An 18,265-nucleotide genomic window follows, 5' to 3' on the forward strand; every position below is an offset into this window, starting at 1 on the left:
CGAGCGAAGTCGGGAAACACAAGCGCAGCGCTTGCCTGCTTTGGAAGGAGCAAAGCAGAGCAGGATCATGCCCTATGGCGCACTGATCTGCACCTTCAACCCACCATCGCCCTCGAACGTCAGGCCCTTGCGACCCTCCAGCGAAAAGCCCTGCTCGATGGATATGGTTCGAGTCCCCTGCGGGCAATCGCCGCCATCGGAAGGCCGCGCATACCGCGCCGACAGCCGATAATCCGCGCCATTGGCCGACCGATAATTTTGCGCCGTGATGGACAATTCGATCTGGCGGGACATTCGCCCATCACCCATGCGATTACAGCCATGGGGATCGGCAACCGGCTCCGACAGCGAAATACGCGCCTGCCCGACGCCACCGATATTGAGCGGCCCGCTCCACAACAGTTGATTGCCCAACGTCATGCGAACGGTCACGGGTACGACCGCTGCAGCGACTCGCTCCGGCCCGCTCGAAACAGCGCGAAAAACAGGCGGCGGCGCTGCAACCGGCACCGCATAAGGCGGCGGCGCACCCTGAGCCAACGCAGCCGTCGTCCACAACAGCATCATCCCGATCACCACCGTCCGCATGCCTACACCCCTTCAAATCCTGTCGGGGCGCATCATTGCGACAGAGTCTTACCGTGACGTTACCAACCCGGCCTCAGGCAGCAACCCCAGCCAGCGCCGCCTTGACCGCATCGACTGCCGCCTGCGCCTTGTCGCCATCCGGCCCGCCACCCTGCGCCATGTCCGGACGGCCACCGCCGCCCTTGCCGCCCAGTGCCTCAACGCCAACCCGCACCAGATCGACCGCGCTGATCGTGCCGGTCAGGTCGTCGGTCACGCCAACAGCGATCGTCGCACGCCCATCTACCACCGCCAGCACGGCGGACACGCCGCTGCCGATCGTCTTCTTGTTGCCATCGACGATGCCGCGCAATTCCTTGGGGTCCAGCCCGTCGATCACCTGCGCCAGAAACGCGATGCCACCGACCTGCTCCGGCCCGGCCGCCGCCGCGCCCGATCCACCACCGCCCAGCGCCAGTGCCTTCTTCGCTTCGGCCAGTTCGCGTTCCAGCCTGCGGCTCTGCTCGACCAGCGCAGCCACGCGCGCAGGCACCTCGTCCGGCGTCGTCTTCAACGTCGCGGCGGACTGGCGCAGCCGGTCCTCACGATCGGACAGCCACAGCCGCGCCGCTTCCCCGGTCAATGCCTCGATCCGGCGCACGCCGCTCGACACCGCGCTTTCCGACACGATCTTGAACAGGGCGATGTCACCCGTCGCGCGCACATGCGTGCCACCGCACAGTTCGACCGAATAGCTGTTGGCGTCGCCCTTGCCCATCGACAGGACACGCACTTCGTCGCCATATTTCTCACCGAACAGCGCCATCGCCCCCGCGCCGATCGCATCGTCAGGCGTCATCAGCCGCGTGGTGACGTCCTCATTAAGACGCACCTGCGCATTCACATCGGCCTCGACCTGCGCGATCTGTGCATGGGTCAGCGCTTCGGGATGCGAAAAATCGAACCGTAACCGGTCAGGCGCAACCATGCTGCCCTTCTGCGTCACATGCGCGCCCAATCGATGACGCAGTGCCGCGTGCAGCAAATGCGTGGCGCTATGATTGGCCCGCACCCGGTCACGATGATCGACATTGACCGTCAACTGCACCGTATCACCCAACTTGACGCTACCCGCTTCGATCGTCGCCCGGTGACCATGCAGGCGGCCCAGAGGCTTGGACGTGTCCGTCACCTGCGCGACCAGCCCACCCGGCGTCGTAATACGTCCGGTATCACCCATCTGCCCACCGCTCTCGCCATAGAAAGGCGTCTGGTTGGTGATGATCGTTACCTCGTCGCCCGCACTGGCGGCATCAACCCGCGCACCGCCCTTGACGATGGCCAGCACTTCGCCTTCGCCCTGCGTCCCGGCATAGCCGATAAATTCCGTGCTGCCGGTCATCTCGGCAATGTCGAACCATATGTCGTCCGACGCCTTCTCGCCCGATCCCTTCCACGCCGCACGCGCCGCTGCTTTCTGCTCGGCCATCGCGCTGTCGAAACCGGTGCGATCCACACTTAAACCGCGAGACCGCAGCGCATCCTCGGTCAAATCATAAGGGAAACCGAATGTGTCATACAGCTTGAACGCCGTCTCGCCGGGCAAAGTCCCGCCTTCGGTGAGATCACCCGTCGCTTCGTCCAGCAATCGCAGCCCGTTTTCCAGCGTCTTGCGGAACCGCGTCTCTTCGCGCAGCAATGTTTCCTCGATCAACGGTTGCGCGCGCACCAGTTCGGGATAAGCGCCGCCCATTTCCGATACCAGACTCGACACCAGTCGATACATCAACGGTTCTTTGGTCCCGATGATATGCGCATGCCGCATCGCCCGGCGCATGATCCGCCGCAGCACATAGCCGCGCCCTTCATTGGCCGGCAGCACGCCGTCCGCGATCAGGAAACTGGTCGAGCGCAAATGGTCCGCGATCACCCGATGGCTCGACTTATGTTCGCCATCCGTAGCCGTGCGCGACAGTGCGCCACTCTCGGCGATCAGCGCCTTGAACGTATCGGTGTCATAATTGTCGGTGACGCCCTGCAACACCGCCGCGACCCGCTCCAGCCCCATGCCGGTGTCAATCGACGGACGCGGCAGTTCGCTGACGATCTCGTTGGCCTCCTGCTCATATTGCATGAACACCAGGTTCCAGATTTCAACGAACCGGTCGCCATCCTCGGTCGGACTGCCCGGAGGACCGCCCCAGATATGGTCGCCATGGTCGTAGAATATTTCCGAACAAGGCCCGCACGGCCCGCTATCGCCCATCGCCCAGAAATTATCCTTGGTCGGGATGCGGATGATGCGCTCTTCGGGCAGGCCCGCAATCTTTTTCCAAAGAGCAAACGCCTCGTCATCGGTATGATAGACGGTCGCGGTCAGCCTGTCGGGCGACAGACCCCATTCCTTGGTCAGCAACGTCCACGCATGGACGATCGCCTGTTCCTTGAAATAATCGCCAAAGCTGAAATTGCCCAGCATTTCAAAGAAGGTATGATGACGCGCAGTATAGCCGACATTGTCGAGGTCATTATGCTTGCCCCCGGCGCGCACTGACTTCTGGCTAGACGTCGCGGTCTTGTACGGCCGCGTTTCCAGCCCCGTAAAGACATTCTTGAACGGCACCATCCCGGCATTGACGAACATCAATGTCGGGTCGTTATGCGGCACCAGAGGCGCGGACGGGACGATGGTGTGGCCGTTGGCCCCGAAATAGTCGAGGAAGGAGCGGCGAATGTCGTTGGTCGAGGTCATGCAGGCGATTTAGGCGAGAGCGACCCGCCGCACAAGACGGCCTTTTCGTCGTTATTTCAGATACTGGTGCCTAACGACTCCGCAGATCAGGCATAAGCATAGGGTCCGCCCGCCGCCAACGCCGCCTGATAGGCTGGCCGCGCATGCATCTCACCCAGCCAGCGCAGGATATGTGGGCGACTTTCCCCCAATCCGCCACGCGAACGCGACGCTTCCAGCGGAAAACTCATCATCATGTCGGCGGCCGTAAAGCCATCGCCCGCGAAATAGCGCCGCTCCGCCAGTTCCGTTTCCAGCCAGTCCAGATGATCGTCCAGCATCCGCTGCACCGTCGGCCGCGCCGGACGGCCCAGCAGGCCCAGCTTGCCGATAATCAGCAACGCCAACAGCGGCGGCATCATCGACCCTTCGGCATAGTGCATAAACTGGCGATAGCGGATCGCCCCCGCCGCATCATCCGGCGCGCCGAAACGCCCGCCCGCCCGCACGACGAAATATTCCATGATCGCGCCCGTCTCGATCAGGCGATGCCCGTCCACCTCGACCACCGGCGACCGACCCAGCGGATGGACCGCGCGCAAAGCCGCTGGCGCTCGCATCGTCTTGGGATCACGCTGATAGGATCGCACCTCATAATCCTCGCCCAATTCCTCAAGCAGCCACAATATCCGCTGGGAGCGGCTGTTGTTCAGATGATGGACGATGATGGTCATAGCGGTGCCGGTGCTCCATTGCGGGCCTGCGTCAGAACGTCAGCGAAGGCCGCGACACCAGCGCCCGGCCCTTGTGGATGGTTCCACACCGCCCCGCTCACCGCCAGGAAATCGGCCCCCGCCGCCACCAGAGGCGCGGCATTGTCGGGCGTGATCCCGCCGATCGCGACGCAGGGCAATTCGAACAATGTCGTCCACCACCCCAGAATCGACGGCTCGGCCCGATGCAGCGTATCCTTGGTCGTCGTCGGGTAAAAAGCCCCGAACGCGACATAGTCCGCCCCGTCTTCGCCTGCTTCCATCGCCAGATGGCGGCTGTCATGGCATGTCACGCCGATCTGCACCTTCGGTCCCAAAATCTTGCGCGCTTCACGCGCATCGCCATCATCCTGCCCCAGATGCACGCCGTCCGCGCCCAGCCGCTGTGCCAGTGCCACGCTGTCGTTGACGATGAAGGCCACCTCCCGCTCCGCGCACAACGCCTGCAATGGCGCCGCAAGTTGCGCGATCGCATCCTCGTCCATCCCCTTGATCCGCAACTGGAACGCGACCACCGGCCCGCCATTCAGCGCGGCGGCCAGTTGATCCACAAAGCCCGCGTCGATCATGGGCGGGGAAATCAGGTACAGTTGACAGGCGGGCCGAAAGCCCTGCTGAAACTGGTCGGCAAAATGCGGATCGAGCGCCAGCTCGTCATCGGTAAAATCGGTCATATCTTGCGCCGTAAAGCATCGCCGCTGGCCGCGAAAGCCTCTGGCGACAGGAGCGATGCGCGCAGGTCAGAAAATTTTTACCCGGTCCTGCTATGTGCTGATCCCCATGATTACTTTATCGACCCAGCCCCAGCATAAAATGGTGATTGCCCATATGTCGGGCCTGATGACCATTGCCGAAATCGACCAGTTCGAGCGCGACAAGGAATCCGCCATCCTGTCCATGGGCTGTGCGCCGAATGACTATGTCCTGCTCGTCAACACGGCAGACTGCGTTATCCAGACACAGCAGGTCGTCGCCGCCTTTCAAAATCTTGTAGCTAACAGCCCAACCAAATCAAAGAGAGTCGCCATTGTGCAGGCCAGCTCTCTGGCGCGGATGCAGGCGCAACGGGTGATGATCCGCGACGCCGCCAAAATCGTAAGAAGTGAGGAGGAGGGCGTCGCTTGGCTGCTTTCCCAGGAAAGCGCTTAGGCGACAACTGTTCGATGGGGATGACGGCGCAAAACGCCATCATCCCCATAGTCATCAGCCCTCACAAATAAACACTTCCTGATTTACATCGTCATGCCGAACCTGGTTCAGCATCCGTCGTCCTCCAGAGAATGAGCGCTTATCTATCCGCGTCAACCGTCCCTTGACGATCAGGCCGCGACGGGAACCTTCGACACCGAAGCGCCATGGATTTCGTCGATTGCCGTGCCCAGCGATGCGTTGAACTCATCGTCGCTCATCTGGTGGCGCAAATCGTTCAGCAGCGCGCGGCTGAAGCTGGCGATGATCCCGCGATTCTTGGCCAGTTCCACACAGGCTTCGGGACGGGCAAAGCCACCCGACAGCGCAACCACGCGCAACACGCCCGGATGATCGACCAGCGGATCGAACAGCCCGGCCTTCGTCGGCAGCGATAGCTTCAGCATGACCTGCACGCCCTCTGGCAACGCATCCAGCGCCTTGATCAGTTCTTCCAGCAAAATCTGGTCGGCCTGCGCGCGTTCGGGCGACTTGATGTTCACTTCCGGCTCGATGATCGGCATCAGACCGGCGGCCAGCACCTGCTGCCCCACTTCGAACTGCTGCTTCACCACCGCCGCAATGCCTTCGCGGTTGGCCAGGTTGATGACTGAACGCTCTTTGGTGCCAAACACGCCCAGCGCCTTGGCCCGGTGCAGCAGGATGTCGAGGTCGGGGTTCGGCTTCATCACCTGAACGCCGTTCGCTTCATCCTCCAGACCCTTGTCGATCTTGATGAAGGGCACCACGCCACGCTCGATCAGCGCCTGCGGGGTTGGCTTCCCATCGACCGTGCCGTCCATCGTCCGCTCGAACAGGATCGCGCCCAGTACCTTGTCGCCGGTAAATACAGGCGAGGTAATGATGCGGCTGCGCATGTCGTGGATCAGGCCGAACATTTCCTCATCATTGGCCCACGCGCCTTCCTCGACGCCATAGCCCTTGAGCGCCTTTGGCGTCGATCCGCCGCTCTGGTCGAGCGCCGCGATAAAGCCTTCGCCCTTGGCGATCTTCTGCTTCATGGATTGATCCAGCATCTGCACATACCTTCTCTTGTCGCCACCGCTGCGGCGGCGTTGCAATAATGATGCGAAGGGCGCTCCAACGCCCGCCGTCCCCTGAAAACCCCGGAAATAGGCGGGGCTTTGTCAGGCTGTTAGCTAACAGCCTGCCGCACTGCAAGGTGCATAAGCCCGCACGACCGGCCCGATCCTCTTGGCCCCTTCCATCGCGGCTGTTATCGACCCATCGTGGGACATGGGGGAGAATGAAAATGCGCTACGGGGTGTTGCAGGTGGCGGTATTGGCGATGATGCTCGCGCGCGCCGGAGAAGCGGAGGCCAAGGCAACGGTCGGCCAGCCCGCTCCCGCATTCGAGCTAACGCTTGTGGATGGCAAGAAGGTCGCTCTGACCGACTTGAAAGGACAGGTCGTCCTCCTCAATTTCTGGGCGACATGGTGCGTCCCCTGTCGCAAGGAATTGCCCACGCTCGACGCCTATTATGCGATCAACAAGGCCCATGGCCTGCGTGTCTTCGCTATCACGACGGAGGGTTCTGTTCCGACCAGCCGACTGGAAAAACTTTTCGCCGCCATGACGATCCCCTCCGCACGCAAGGTCAGAGGGCCATATGGCCCACTGACCGGTGTGCCGACCAACTTCATCATCGATCGGTCCGGCACGCTGCGCTACGCCAGATCCGGCGCGTTCGACCTTGACGCGCTCAATCGCCTGCTCATCCCCCTGCTCAACGAACCCAGCTCGGCCGATTGACGCCCCCCCAAACCGATAGCGACAGCTTGATTACGCGCCGATGGACACCCATAGCCACCCCATGATCACGCCACATGCAGCAGCCCAGCCGCCGATCTTATCTTCCTGGATCATCCTGTTGATGGCGGTGGCCTGCGGCGTCATGGTTGCCAACCTCTATTATGCGCAAACGCTGATCGACGTCATCGGACCGGAAATCGGCATGTCCACCAGCCTTGCGGGGTTGATCACCACGCTGACCCAGCTTGGCTATGGCGTCGGCCTGTTCCTTATCGTGCCCTTGGCCGACCTGTTCGAAAACCGCCGCATCATCCTCGTCTCCTTTGTCGCGACGATTTTAAGCTGCATCGCGATCGCCATGTCTAACGGGCCAGTCAGCTTTCTGATCGCCTCCATGTTGACCGGCGTCGGCGCTACGGGTGCGCAGGTGCTGATCCCGCTCGCCTCCCACCTCGCCCCGCCCGAAAAACAGGGCCGCGTCGTGGGTACAGTCATGAGCGGGCTGCTGTTCGGCATCATGCTCTCCCGCCCGATCGCCAATTTCCTTGCCGGAACAATGGGCTGGCGCGCGACCTTCATCCTATCCGCCATCGTTCTGACGCTGATCGCCGCCGCGCTGCTCGCCGCCTGTCCGCAAAGGCGGCCCAAAGGTGGCATGACTTATGGCGCTGTCCTCGCCTCGACCTTCGGACAATTAGGCAAGCATCGCGTCGTCCGCCTGCGCGCCTTTTATCAGGCCGCGATGTTCGCCGCCTTCAATCTGTTCTGGACCGCCGCACCCCTGGCGCTCATTCATCAATTTCACCTCGGCCATACCGGCATCGGCGTCTTCGCGCTTGCGGGCGCGGGCGGCGCGCTGGTGGCGCCGATTGCCGGATGGCTCGCCGACCGAAAACTCACCCGCCCCGCGTCGCTGATTGGCCTTGTCGGCCTCACTGGCGGCTTCCTCCTCGCCGACTGGACAGTTGCCGCCGGCAGCCTGATCGGCTTTACCATCATGGCGGTCCTGATCGACGGCGCGGTGCAGATGAGCCAGATCACCGGACAGAAACTCATCTTCTCGCTCGATCCCGACGCGCGCGGTCGTATCAACGCAGCCTATGTGACCGTCATGTTCCTTGTCGGCGCATTGGGGTCGGTAATCGGATCGACCACCTACGAAATGGGCGGCTGGTCGCTCAGCGCATGGTCGGGCGCAGCGATCGGTGGCATCGCAACGCTCGTCTTTCTCCTATACGACAAGGGTGCCAGCGTAGCACGCTGACGCCCCTGCATCGTTCAAACGGAGAGGCTCAGGCCGTCAGCGCTTTGACGCCAGGCAGTTCCTTGCCCTCCATCCATTCCAGAAACGCGCCGCCTGCGGTCGATACGAAGCTGAAATCAGCCGCCACGCCTGCATGATTGAGCGCCGCGACGGTATCGCCACCACCAGCCACCGACGTCAATTGCCCTTCACGCGTCAGCGCCGCCGCCGTCCGCGCCAGCGCCACGGTCGCAGTGTCGAAGGGGGCCATCTCGAAAGCGCCCAGCGGTCCGTTCCACACCAAAGTCCGGCAATTCTTGAGCACATCGCCCAATGCCTCGACCGCCGCAGGCCCGACGTCCAGGATCATCTCGTCCGCCGCGACCTCATGCACATTGCATGTCCGCACCGACGGAGGATTGGCCGCGAATTCCTTGGCCACCACTACGTCATAGGGAAGGTGAATGATGCACCCGGCCGCTTCCGCCTTGTCGAAAATCGCCTCCGCCGTTTCGGCCAGATCCTTTTCGCACAGCGACTTGCCGACATCCACGCCGCGCGCATGCAGGAAGGTATTGGCCATGCCGCCACCGATAATCAGATGATCGACCTGGCTCACCAGATTGTTCAGCACATCCAGCTTGGTCGAAACCTTCGCTCCACCCACGACCGCCGCGACTGGCTTCACCGGAGAGCCAAGCGCCGCCTGCAACGCATCCAGTTCCCGCTCCATCGCCCGCCCCGCAAAGGCTGGCAACCGATGTGCAACCGCTTCGGTCGATACATGCGCGCGGTGCGCGGCGGAAAAGGCGTCGTTGACATACAGGTCGCCGATCGCCGCCATCGCATCGGCCAGCGCCGGATCATTCTGCTCCTCGCCCGCATGAAACCGCGTGTTTTCCAATATGGCAATGTCGCCCGGACGCATCACCGCAATCCCGTCGATCGCCGCCTGCCCCACGCAATCGGGAATGAACTGCACTTCGCGGCCCAGCACCTTGCTCAGCGGCCGGGTGATCTTGCTCAGCGAAAATTCCGGGTTCTTTTGGCCCTTGGGCCGCCCGAAGTGCGCCAGGATCAGCACCTTGGCTCCGCGATCCGCCAGTTCCAGCACCGTCGGCATCGCCGAGCGCAACCGGGTGTCATCGCTGACCGCCCCATCCTGCATCGGCACGTTCAAATCTTCGCGCACCAGCACGGCCTGGCCATGGATGTCGCCCATATCGTCCATCGTCCTGAACGGCTTGGTCATATCATTTCCCCTGATCCCCAACGACGTCATCCCAGCGCAGGCTGGGATCTCTCTTCATTTCCTACGCTGAGGAAGCAAGGGAGATCCCGGCCTACGCTGGGATGACGCAAAAGAGAGGCAGGCCTGACCTGCCTCTCACACATTACAGAAACTTCGCGACCACGCCGCTGGTGTCGATCATGCGGTTGGAAAAACCCCATTCATTGTCGTACCAGCTCAGCACCCGCACCAGCTTGCCGTCGATGACCGCCGTTTCCAGACTATCGACCGTGGACGAAGCAGGATCGCCATTGAAGTCGATCGAAACCAGCGGCTCATCCGTATAGGCCAGCACACCCTTCATCGGACCATCGGCAGCGGCCTTGAGCAGGCCGTTGACTTCCTCGACCGTGGTTGCGCGGCTGGGGATGAACTTCAGGTCCACGACCGACACGTTGGGCGTGGGCACACGCACCGACGAACCATCCAACTTGCCCTTCAGAGCAGGCAGAACCTCACCCACCGCACGCGCCGCGCCGGTGGTGGTCGGGATCATCGACAGGGCAGCGGCGCGGGCGCGACGCATGTCCTTGTGGATCTGATCCAGCGTATTCTGGTCGTTGGTGTAGCTGTGGATCGTCGTCATGAAGCCGCTTTCGATGCCGATCGCATCGTGCAGCACCTTGGCGAGCGGCGCCAGGCAGTTGGTGGTGCAGCTGGCGTTCGAAATGACGATGTCGTCACCGGTCAGCTCTTCATGGTTCACGCCGAACACGATCGTCTTGTCCACGCCCGAAGCAGGCGCGGAAATGACCACCCGCTTGGCGCCAGCGGTCAGATGCGCGCTGGCCTTCGCCTTGTCCGCAAAGATGCCGGTGCATTCCAGCGCGATTTCCACGCCCTGCGCCGCATGGGGCAGCTTGGCGGGGTCGCGCTCGGCGGTCACGGCGATACGCTTGCCGTCGATGACCAGGAAATCGCCATCGACGCTGACGTCGCCCTTCCAGTTGCCATGCACCGAATCCCGTTTGAACAGCAGGGCGTTCGACTTGGCGTCGCCCAGATCGTTGATGCTGACCAGTTCCAGATCATGGTCTGTGCGCGACAGGATCGCCCGCGCCACCAGCCGACCGATACGTCCAAAACCGTTAATTGCTACCTTCGTTGCCACTGCACTAGCCTCCTTAAGGTGATATTGATCCGGGCGGCCTCCATCGGAAACCGCATTATTATAGTCAGCTGTCCATTGCCGCCACGATGCGCGGCGCGATCTTCGCGGGCGTCAGCCCGAAATGGTCGTACAGCGCGTCCGCCGGGGCCGAAGCGCCGAAACTGTCGATCCCGAAACGCAGGCCACCAATGCCGGTATAGCGTTCCCAACCAAAGGTCGTCCCCGCCTCGATCGACACGCGCAGCACGTTGGCGGGCAGGATGTCGTCCTTGTAAGCCGCATCCTGCGCATCGAAATGCGCCCAGCTCGGCATCGACACCACGTCCGCGCCGATCCCCTGCTCTTCCAGCATCTTGGCCGTATTGACCGCAATTTCCACTTCCGACCCCGTCGCCATCAGCACGACCTTGCGATCGGCACTGGCCGCCACGAGGCGATATGCGCCCCTGGCCGACAGGTTTTCAGCTTTCTCCGTGCGCAACTGCGGCAGGTTCTGACGAGTCAGCGCCAGCACCGACGGCCCGGTCGTATCCTTGAGCGCCAGTTCCCAGCACTCGGCCGTTTCCACGATGTCGGCGGGACGATAGACGTCCAGGTTCGGGATCATGCGCAGCGACATGACATGCTCGATCGGCTGATGCGTGGGACCATCCTCGCCCAGCCCGATGCTGTCATGCGTCAGCACATGGATCACCCGCTGCTGCTGCAACGCGGCCAGACGGATGCCGCCGCGCATATAGTCGGAAAATACCAGGAACGTGCCACCATAGGGGATCACGCCGCCATGCAACGCCATGCCGTTCATCGCGCAGGCCATGCCGAACTCGCGAATGCCATAATAGACATAACGGCCCGCATAATCATCTTTCGTCAGCGGCCCGGTCGATTTGGTCTTGGTATTGTTCGATCCGGTCAGATCAGCCGATCCGCCCAGCGTTTCGGGCAGCAGGTCGTTGATCGCGCCGAGAGCCAGTTCGCTCGCCCGGCGCGTCGCCACCTTCTGCGGCGCGGCGATCAGGCTGTCGATATAAGACTCAAGCGAGAAGTCCGCAGGCAATTCACCCGCCATGCGCCTCGAAAATTCCGCTGCATCGCCATGGCTTGCAAGGCGCGCTTCCCACGCAGCGCGAACGTCACGGCCCTTCGCGCCGATTGCCTTCCACGCAGCCGCAACATCGTCAGGAATGACGAAGGGCGCAGCGTCCCAACCCAGAAATTCGCGCGCGGCAGCGACTTCGGCATCGCCCAGTGCGGAGCCATGCACGCCCGACGTGCCACCCTTGTTCGGTGCGCCATAACCAATCTTGGTGGCGCACGCGACCAGCGAGGGACGCGGATCGGCAATCGCCTCGGCCAGCGCACGGCGCACATCGTCGGCATCCTGCCCGTCACACGACACGACATGCCAGCCGGTCGCAGCATAGCGCGCGCGCACATCCTCGCTGCTCGACAGATCGACCGCGCCGTCGATGGTGATCTTGTTATCGTCCCACAGCACGATCAACCGGCCCAGGTTCAAATGCCCGGCCAGGCCGATCGCCTCATGGTTGATACCTTCCATCAGGCACCCGTCGCCTGCGATCACCCAGGTGCGGTGATCGACCAGATCGTCGCCATATTGGGCGTTCAAATGCCGCTCGGCAATCGCCATGCCGACCGCCGTGGCCAGCCCCGAACCCAGCGGGCCGGTCGTGGCTTCCACGCCCGCCAGCTCGAAATTCTCGGGATGGCCGGCGCACGGGCTGTGCAACTGGCGGAAATGGGCGATGTCCTCAATCGTCGGCCGCGCATAGCCGGTCAGGTGCAGCAGGCTGTAGATCAGCATCGACCCATGACCCGCCGACAGGACGAACCGGTCGCGGTCTGCCCATTTGGGCTGGGTCGGATCGAATTTCAGAAAGTCCCCGAACAACACGGTCGCCACGTCCGCCATGCCCATAGGCATCCCCGGATGGCCGCTATTGGCCGCCTGCACCGCGTCCATGGAAAGCGCCCGAATGGCGTTGGCGAGCGACTTTTCGGAAACTGTCATCTTCGGCGGGCGTCTTTCGTTTCAGCATGGCTTTTGGCACCGCCCGCACGCAGGCAGGCGAGTCGAAGGTCGCGCCCCCTTTGTCGCCTCGCGCCCCATGCGTCAACCGCGCGTCATCCGCCGATCGGCCTGATTGCGCCGCTATTCTGGTTAAAACTGTCCTAAAGACTGCTTTTGCCAGAAACAAAATGCCGCTATGCTGGGGCATGGCAAGTGAGCGCATGATGCAGGCGATCGGTACGCTCGAACGAGCGGTTCATCGCCTCGAACAGGACGCCGATCGCGTCGCGGTGACTGTCGCATCCCCTCAGGATCACAGCATCGACATCCCCGCCGCCCGCGCCGCCCTGCGCTCGCTCGACGATCTGATCGATGATCTGAAGGGGAAGGCGCATGGCTGAAATCACCCTGCACATCGCCGGACGCCAATATGATATTCGCAGCCGCGATGGCGAAGAATCCCATCTCGCTCGCCTCGCCAGCCTGATCGAGGAGAAGGCACGGGTCGCCCAGCAATCGACCCCCGGCCTCACCGAAGTCCGCACACTCCTGTTCGCCGCGCTCTTTCTGGCCGACGAACTGACCGACCTGCGCCGCGAAATGGCAGGCCGTCAGGAAAAGCTGGTGCTCGAAGCACAGGATGATGACGCCGCCGTCGCGATAGAGGCGCTCGCCGCCCGCATAGAAAAGCTGCGGACAAGGCTTGCCGCACCGGCTCTGGACGCCTAGATTGAGTTTGACGGGTTCTGCCTGGTACGAGCTTTAGCGAACATCCCTGAGGCGATAATCACATCCAAGGGGGCTGTCCCTGGGCGGATTCCGGTCCGTTCTACATGGTCCCCACCTGACGTTGAGGCGTCAGAGGATATTCCAGCAAACGGCCAAGGCGGTCCCGTCACCCCTGCCCTATCTTCCGTCTAGCGGGTGTCAATGTCAGCCATACATCCAGCAAGGCGCTGCCACGCCAACCGGCATCCTCCCCTGGAAGGGGGGGGTGGCTGGCCGCAGGCCAAACGGAGGGGTGTCCCCCTATCGAGAGGGCACCACGGAAGCGAAATTTCACAACAGCCCGCCCCCATCGAAAGAGGCTCATGCGCGATAACAGCGACAGCACCGACAAACAAACGCTTCGCACGCTCGCCCGCGATCGCCGCAGCGCTTTCGTAACGATGCTCGATCCGCTGGCCCACCGTCTTGCGTTCAAGGTCGTGCCATCCCCCCTCGCCCGCCGCATCGCAGGTGCGCAGGTCGTGGCGCTCTACATGGGGCTGGACGACGAAGCCCCCGCGCAACGCCTTGCCGCGCCGCTCATCGCGATGGGGATGACCGTCGCGCTGCCCCGCGTCCTTGACCGGCTGGGATCGATGGATTTCCTGCCCTGGACGCCGGACGACATCTTGGTCCCCGGCCCGTTCCGCACCAACCATCCGCATGTCGGCGACGGCCCCGTCACGCCGGACGTCATCATCGCGCCCATGGTCGGCTTCGACCGCAATCTCAATCGTCTGGGGCAGGGCGGCGGCTATTACGACCGCAGCTTCGCCCGTCTGCCCGACGCGCTGCGCATCGGCCTGGCCTGGTCGGCGCAGGAACTCGACGCCGTACCTGCCGACCCCTGGGACTTGCCGCTGGACATGATCCTGACCGAAGTCGAACTGATCGAAGGAAGCGCGCCATGACCATCGACCCGCGCCATTATCACCAGCCCAGCTGGCGCAAGCCCGTGGGCATGCTCGCCATCTTCGCGCTCATCACCGGATGGGCGGTCATGGTCGCCAGCCTGTCGTCGTGGATCGGCCTGCTGCCGACATGGGCACAGGTGCCGGTGTATCTCGTGCTGGGGATCGTGTGGATCTGGCTCTTGCCGCTCAAGCATCTGATGAACTGGATGGAAACCGGCAACTTCCGGAAATATTAAGATCACCCGTTCGCTTCGAGCGAAGTCGAGAAGCCCCGAGGGGCCGTCATCCGATTTTCTGAAAATTCACTTCCCCTAACAGGAAGTGGCGCGAGTGACGGGGCTCGAACCCGCGACCTCCGGCGTGACAGGCCGGCACTCTAACCAACTGAGCTACACCCGCGCAGGGTGACGTCCTTTTGCAGCCTCGATGGACTGCCAGACGACGCATGTCTGAAAAAACCGATCCATTTCCCGTAAGAGAAATGGCGCGAGTGACGGGGCTCGAACCCGCGACCTCCGGCGTGACAGGCCGGCACTCTAACCAACTGAGCTACACCCGCGTTCGGCGTGAGCGGTCCTCTATGATTGCCCGCCGATGCTGTCAACAGTCCGTAACATCAGTTTCGTCTTTCTCGTCACTTTCTTTGCGCGGTGCGACCGTCAATGTCCCCCGCTCGAACAGGAAACCGGCAATATCGGGCGTTCCGGCCGCTGCCACGATGGTCTGGACGATGATGAGCAACGGCACGCCCAGCAACGCGCCCGGCGTCCCCCACACCCATCCCCAAAATGCCAGCGACACCAAAATCAGCAGCGGGTTCATCGTCAACCGCCGCCCCAGCACCGTGGGCGTGATGACATTGGCTTCCACCAGATGAAAGCCCACCTGCAACGCGGCGGGCAGCAACGCCACCCATACATCGTCAAACACCATCAACCCGCCCAGCCCCAGCAGCACCGCCGCCAGCATCGGCCCGAAATACGGAATGAAGTTGAGCAGCGCGACGATCCCGCCCCACATCATCGGCGATGGCATCCCGATCAGCCATAGCGACAGCGCGATCGCAGCGCCCAGACACAGGTTGATAGTCGCGATCGTGATGACATAGGCCGACGTCGCATCGACCACATTCTGGATGACTCGCGCCACTGCCAGCGCGCCGTCGAAACTGCCCCTGCTGTTGATCGTCCGCTGCCGTAACCGCGTCCATCCGGCCAGAAAAAAGTAGATGATGAGCAGCGCGAACACCATCTGGATGATCGCCGCTGGTGCCGATGTCGCTGCAAACTGGAGCAGCGACCGGGGTGTATCCACCGCCACCGTCTGCGCCGCCGCCACTGGCCCGCTGGCCAGCATCCGCACGGTTTCATCCACGAACCGCTGGAGGTTGCTGTAAAAGTCGATCAGCGGCGCCAGGTTCGCCTGGATCTGCGGCAATCGTTGCGGCAAGACAACGAACCAGTCGGTCGCGGGCACGATGATCAGCACCAGCGCGGTATTGGCCACCAGCAGAAACCCGATCACCGCCATGAATGCGGCCGGGGCCGAAGGCACGCCGCGCCGCTCCATCCATTCCAGCAACGGCACCAGCGCGATCGCGATGACCAGCGCCGCCGTCAACGGCAGGAAAAACTCGGCCCCCGCGCGCAACGCGAACGGCAGGGCCAGCATCAGCCCGATCCCCGCCGTCAGCGCAATGGACGCCAGCAAGCGATCACGCCTGCGGTTGACCTCCTGCAAATCGCTCCGTTCGACCGCGCTCATCTGCTTTTCGCCCGCTGCCACGCTCGCCCGAATCCTTCTACACCAACGGAAATCGGTGTGCGCCCGCTGCGCCGGGGCGTCAATTTGCAATCCTCGCCTTTGCACGCTCCATACCCAGTCAAAACAGCGCCTTAACCAAATATTGGGTGACAGCGGATATAGCGACCGGGGAACTACGATAACGGGGCTTGAAATGCGGACTGCCATTTTGCCGGGGATGATCGCGCTGATGACGGTCTGCGTGGGGAGCGCCCTTCCGGCGCAACCGCATATGGAAGGCAAAGCGCCGCTGCGGCTCGATACCCAGATTTTTGTCGAACGGGTCACCACCGACGTCAATGGCCGCCCCCGCCGCCTGCTCGCCAGCGCGGGGCGCGCCGCGCCGGGGGATCAACTGATCGTGATCGTCCATTGGCGCAACGAAGGCGACCGCCCCTTACGCGCGCTCGCCGTCACCCGCCCCCTGCCGCGCGGCGTTGATATCGACCCAGCCAATCCCGCCATTCAGGTATCGGTCGACAACGGCGCGCGTTGGGGCCGGATGGATCAACTCTGGCTGCCCACACCGCTGGGCGGCGTGCGCCGCGCCGTGCCCGCCGACATCACCCATGTCCGCTGGACCCTGCCCGACACGGTCGAACCGGGCCGGGCCGGTCGCCTCAGCTATCGCGCGACGATGCGCTAAATCACTACGAAGGCGACCTACCCCACCCCCGTTCGTTTCGAGCCTGTCGAGAAACCAAGCGCGACATTGCCGCCTTCTCGACTTCGCCCAAAGCGAACGGATGTTGGTGAACTCAATCCACGAACAACAGCGCCGGATTTTCCAGCAGCTTGCGCACCACCTGCACGAAACTCGCCGCATCCCATCCGTCCACGACACGATGGTCGCAACTGATCGACAGGTTCATCAGCTTCGCCGCAACCACTTCCTTGCCGCGAAAGACGGGCCGCTCGATCACCCGGTTCGGCCCGATGATCGCGACTTCGGGCCGGTTGATGACCGGCGTCGTCGCAATCCCGCCCAACGGCCCCAGCGATGTCAGTGTCAGCGTCGATCCGCTCAGTTCCTCCGACTTCGCCTTGCCACTGCGCGCCGCGTCCGCCAGCCGCCGGATTTCCGACGCCAACTGCCACACATTGCGGTCCTGCGCATCGCGGATCACCGGCACCATCAACCCCGCATCCGTCTGCGTCGCCAGCCCCAGATGCACCGACCCATGGCGCGTCACCACGCCCGCCTCGTCATCGTAACGCGCGTTAATCATCGGAAAGTCCGGCACCGCCTTGCAGATCGCCGCAATCAGCAGCGGCAGCATCGTCAGCTTGGGCCGGTCGCCCCGCCCGTCGTTCATCTGCTCGCGCAACGTCTCCAGCGCGGTCACGTCGATTTCCTCGACATAGGAGAAATGCGGGATATGTCGTTTGGAAGCGGCCATATTTTCCGCAATCCGCCGCCGCATCCCAATGACCTTGATCGCTTCGTCGGGCCGCTTGGCCGACCGTCCGGTTGGCCGATATCCCTGCCCCTGCCCATAGAGCAGATAAGCGTCCAGATCGGCATGGCGAACATGATCGCCCGCCGATTTCACTTGGCGCAGATCAATCCCCAAATCCGCCGCCCGCGCACGCACTGCGGGTGAAGCAAGAACGGGTGCTGCGTCGTCGCGGCCCGCCCCACTCCCATTCGGGCTGAGCTTGTCGAAACCCTGCACTTCTTCTTTGGCGATTTGCTCAGAAGAAAAAGATGGCCCTTCGACAGGCTCAGGGCGAACGGAAGGTGTCGCCACATCCTCAATCACCGCCTCTCCAACCGTTTCCGCAGCGATCGTTTCATCCGAAGGCATGGGCGCAGCCACGCTCTGCGCGTCCGTCTCGATCTCGACCAGCATCGCGCCGATCGCGACTTGCTCGCCTGCTTCGCCCGCCAATCGCACGACGATGCCCGACACCGGACTTTCCATCTCGACTGTCGCCTTGTCGGTCATCATGTCGGCGATCGGCTGGTCCTCCTCGACCCGATCGCCGACCTTGACGTGCCAACCGACGATTTCCGCTTCCGCTATGCCTTCACCGATGTCGGGCAGCTTGAATGTAAACAGCGCCATA

At 62.7% G+C, this 18,265-nt stretch carries 18 protein-coding genes and 2 tRNA genes; 8 read left to right on the forward strand and 12 right to left on the reverse strand.

The features are described from left to right. Window positions 1-72: 72 nt before the first annotated feature. The 4 genes from WA070_RS01910 to thiE form a co-directional block, all read right to left on the reverse strand. Window positions 73-588: a hypothetical protein gene (locus tag WA070_RS01910; RefSeq protein WP_422632536.1), complete on the reverse strand. Its 516-nt coding sequence runs from the start codon at window positions 586-588 to the stop codon at window positions 73-75. 73 nt (window positions 589-661) lie between these two features. Then, window positions 662-3,319, reverse strand: a complete 2,658-nt coding sequence (gene alaS / locus WA070_RS01915) for an alanine--tRNA ligase (RefSeq protein WP_422632537.1) — start codon at window positions 3,317-3,319, stop codon at window positions 662-664. 86 nt (window positions 3,320-3,405) lie between these two features. Continuing rightward, window positions 3,406-4,032 (reverse strand): glutathione S-transferase family protein, encoded by a 627-nt coding sequence (locus WA070_RS01920; RefSeq protein WP_422632538.1) that lies wholly within the window; start codon window positions 4,030-4,032, stop codon window positions 3,406-3,408. Continuing rightward, window positions 4,029-4,745, reverse strand: a complete 717-nt coding sequence (gene thiE, locus WA070_RS01925; RefSeq protein WP_422632539.1) for a thiamine phosphate synthase — start codon at window positions 4,743-4,745, stop codon at window positions 4,029-4,031. The genes WA070_RS01920 and thiE overlap by 4 nt, the downstream gene beginning before the upstream one ends. 55 nt (window positions 4,746-4,800) lie before the next feature. On the opposite strand from thiE, the gene WA070_RS01930 reads away from it, so the two are divergent. Continuing rightward, window positions 4,801-5,220 carry a hypothetical protein gene (locus WA070_RS01930; protein WP_422632540.1) on the forward strand — a complete coding sequence of 140 codons (420 nt, stop codon included), beginning with the start codon at window positions 4,801-4,803 and terminating at the stop codon, window positions 5,218-5,220. Between the two features lie 170 nt (window positions 5,221-5,390). Here WA070_RS01930 and WA070_RS01935 read toward each other — a convergent pair whose 3' ends face one another. Continuing rightward, complete coding sequence (locus tag WA070_RS01935) at window positions 5,391-6,296, reverse strand: fructose bisphosphate aldolase (RefSeq protein WP_422632541.1); 906 nt, start codon at window positions 6,294-6,296, stop codon at window positions 5,391-5,393. Window positions 6,297-6,568: 272 nt separating this feature from the next. Here WA070_RS01935 and WA070_RS01940 point away from each other — a divergent pair, with 272 nt between their 5' ends. Both WA070_RS01940 and WA070_RS01945 read left to right on the forward strand, forming a co-directional pair. Then, the gene (locus WA070_RS01940; protein ID WP_422632596.1) at window positions 6,569-7,033 is read left to right on the forward strand and encodes a TlpA family protein disulfide reductase; all 465 of its coding nucleotides are present in this window, start codon (window positions 6,569-6,571) and stop codon (window positions 7,031-7,033) included. 61 nt (window positions 7,034-7,094) lie between these two features. After that, the gene (locus tag WA070_RS01945; protein WP_422632542.1) at window positions 7,095-8,297 is read left to right on the forward strand and encodes an MFS transporter; all 1,203 of its coding nucleotides are present in this window, start codon (window positions 7,095-7,097) and stop codon (window positions 8,295-8,297) included. Window positions 8,298-8,325: 28 nt separating this feature from the next. Here the strand turns inward: WA070_RS01945 and WA070_RS01950 are convergent, their stop codons facing one another. From WA070_RS01950 to tkt, 3 genes are all read right to left on the reverse strand, one after another. Next, a complete protein-coding gene (locus WA070_RS01950; RefSeq protein WP_422632543.1) occupies window positions 8,326-9,528 on the reverse strand; it encodes a phosphoglycerate kinase in 1,203 nt (400 codons plus the stop codon). Window positions 9,529-9,670: 142 nt separating this feature from the next. Continuing rightward, window positions 9,671-10,678, reverse strand: coding sequence for a type I glyceraldehyde-3-phosphate dehydrogenase (gap, locus tag WA070_RS01955; RefSeq protein WP_422632544.1), 1,008 nt, complete (start codon window positions 10,676-10,678; stop codon window positions 9,671-9,673). Between the two features lie 64 nt (window positions 10,679-10,742). Beyond that, the gene (gene tkt, locus WA070_RS01960; protein ID WP_422632545.1) at window positions 10,743-12,710 is read right to left on the reverse strand and encodes a transketolase; all 1,968 of its coding nucleotides are present in this window, start codon (window positions 12,708-12,710) and stop codon (window positions 10,743-10,745) included. Window positions 12,711-12,916: 206 nt separating this feature from the next. Here tkt and WA070_RS01965 point away from each other — a divergent pair, with 206 nt between their 5' ends. The 4 genes from WA070_RS01965 (at window position 12,917) to WA070_RS01980 (ending at window position 14,628) form a co-directional block, all read left to right on the forward strand. Next, a complete protein-coding gene (locus WA070_RS01965; RefSeq protein ID WP_422632546.1) occupies window positions 12,917-13,111 on the forward strand; it encodes a hypothetical protein in 195 nt (64 codons plus the stop codon). After that, the gene (locus WA070_RS01970) at window positions 13,104-13,439 is read left to right on the forward strand and encodes a cell division protein ZapA (protein ID WP_422632547.1); all 336 of its coding nucleotides are present in this window, start codon (window positions 13,104-13,106) and stop codon (window positions 13,437-13,439) included. Before WA070_RS01965 ends, WA070_RS01970 begins: the two co-directional genes overlap by 8 nt. 362 nt (window positions 13,440-13,801) lie before the next feature. Further along, window positions 13,802-14,389: a 5-formyltetrahydrofolate cyclo-ligase gene (locus tag WA070_RS01975; protein WP_422632548.1), complete on the forward strand. Its 588-nt coding sequence runs from the start codon at window positions 13,802-13,804 to the stop codon at window positions 14,387-14,389. Then, a complete protein-coding gene (locus tag WA070_RS01980) occupies window positions 14,386-14,628 on the forward strand; it encodes a DUF2842 domain-containing protein (protein ID WP_422632549.1) in 243 nt (80 codons plus the stop codon). Before WA070_RS01975 ends, WA070_RS01980 begins: the two co-directional genes overlap by 4 nt. Before the next feature lie 86 nt (window positions 14,629-14,714). Here the strand turns inward: WA070_RS01980 and WA070_RS01985 are convergent. The 3 genes from WA070_RS01985 to WA070_RS01995 all read right to left on the reverse strand — a co-directional run bounded on the left by WA070_RS01985 (window position 14,715) and on the right by WA070_RS01995 (window position 16,156). Then, a tRNA-Asp gene (locus WA070_RS01985) sits at window positions 14,715-14,791 on the reverse strand. 83 nt (window positions 14,792-14,874) lie between these two features. Further along, a tRNA-Asp gene (locus tag WA070_RS01990) sits at window positions 14,875-14,951 on the reverse strand. Window positions 14,952-14,992: 41 nt separating this feature from the next. After that, window positions 14,993-16,156: an AI-2E family transporter gene (locus WA070_RS01995; protein WP_422632597.1), complete on the reverse strand. Its 1,164-nt coding sequence runs from the start codon at window positions 16,154-16,156 to the stop codon at window positions 14,993-14,995. 193 nt (window positions 16,157-16,349) lie between these two features. Here WA070_RS01995 and WA070_RS02000 point away from each other — a divergent pair, with 193 nt between their 5' ends. After that, window positions 16,350-16,841, forward strand: coding sequence for a hypothetical protein (locus WA070_RS02000; RefSeq protein ID WP_422632550.1), 492 nt, complete (start codon window positions 16,350-16,352; stop codon window positions 16,839-16,841). A gap of 112 nt (window positions 16,842-16,953) precedes the next feature. Here the strand turns inward: WA070_RS02000 and WA070_RS02005 are convergent, their stop codons facing one another. Continuing rightward, window positions 16,954-18,264, reverse strand: coding sequence for a dihydrolipoamide acetyltransferase family protein (locus WA070_RS02005; protein ID WP_422632551.1), 1,311 nt, complete (start codon window positions 18,262-18,264; stop codon window positions 16,954-16,956). Window position 18,265 lies beyond the last annotated feature (1 nt).

Origin of the sequence: Sphingobium sp. (assembly GCF_049304695.1) — a bacterium.
Taxonomy (GTDB): Bacteria; Pseudomonadota; Alphaproteobacteria; order Sphingomonadales; family Sphingomonadaceae; genus Sphingobium.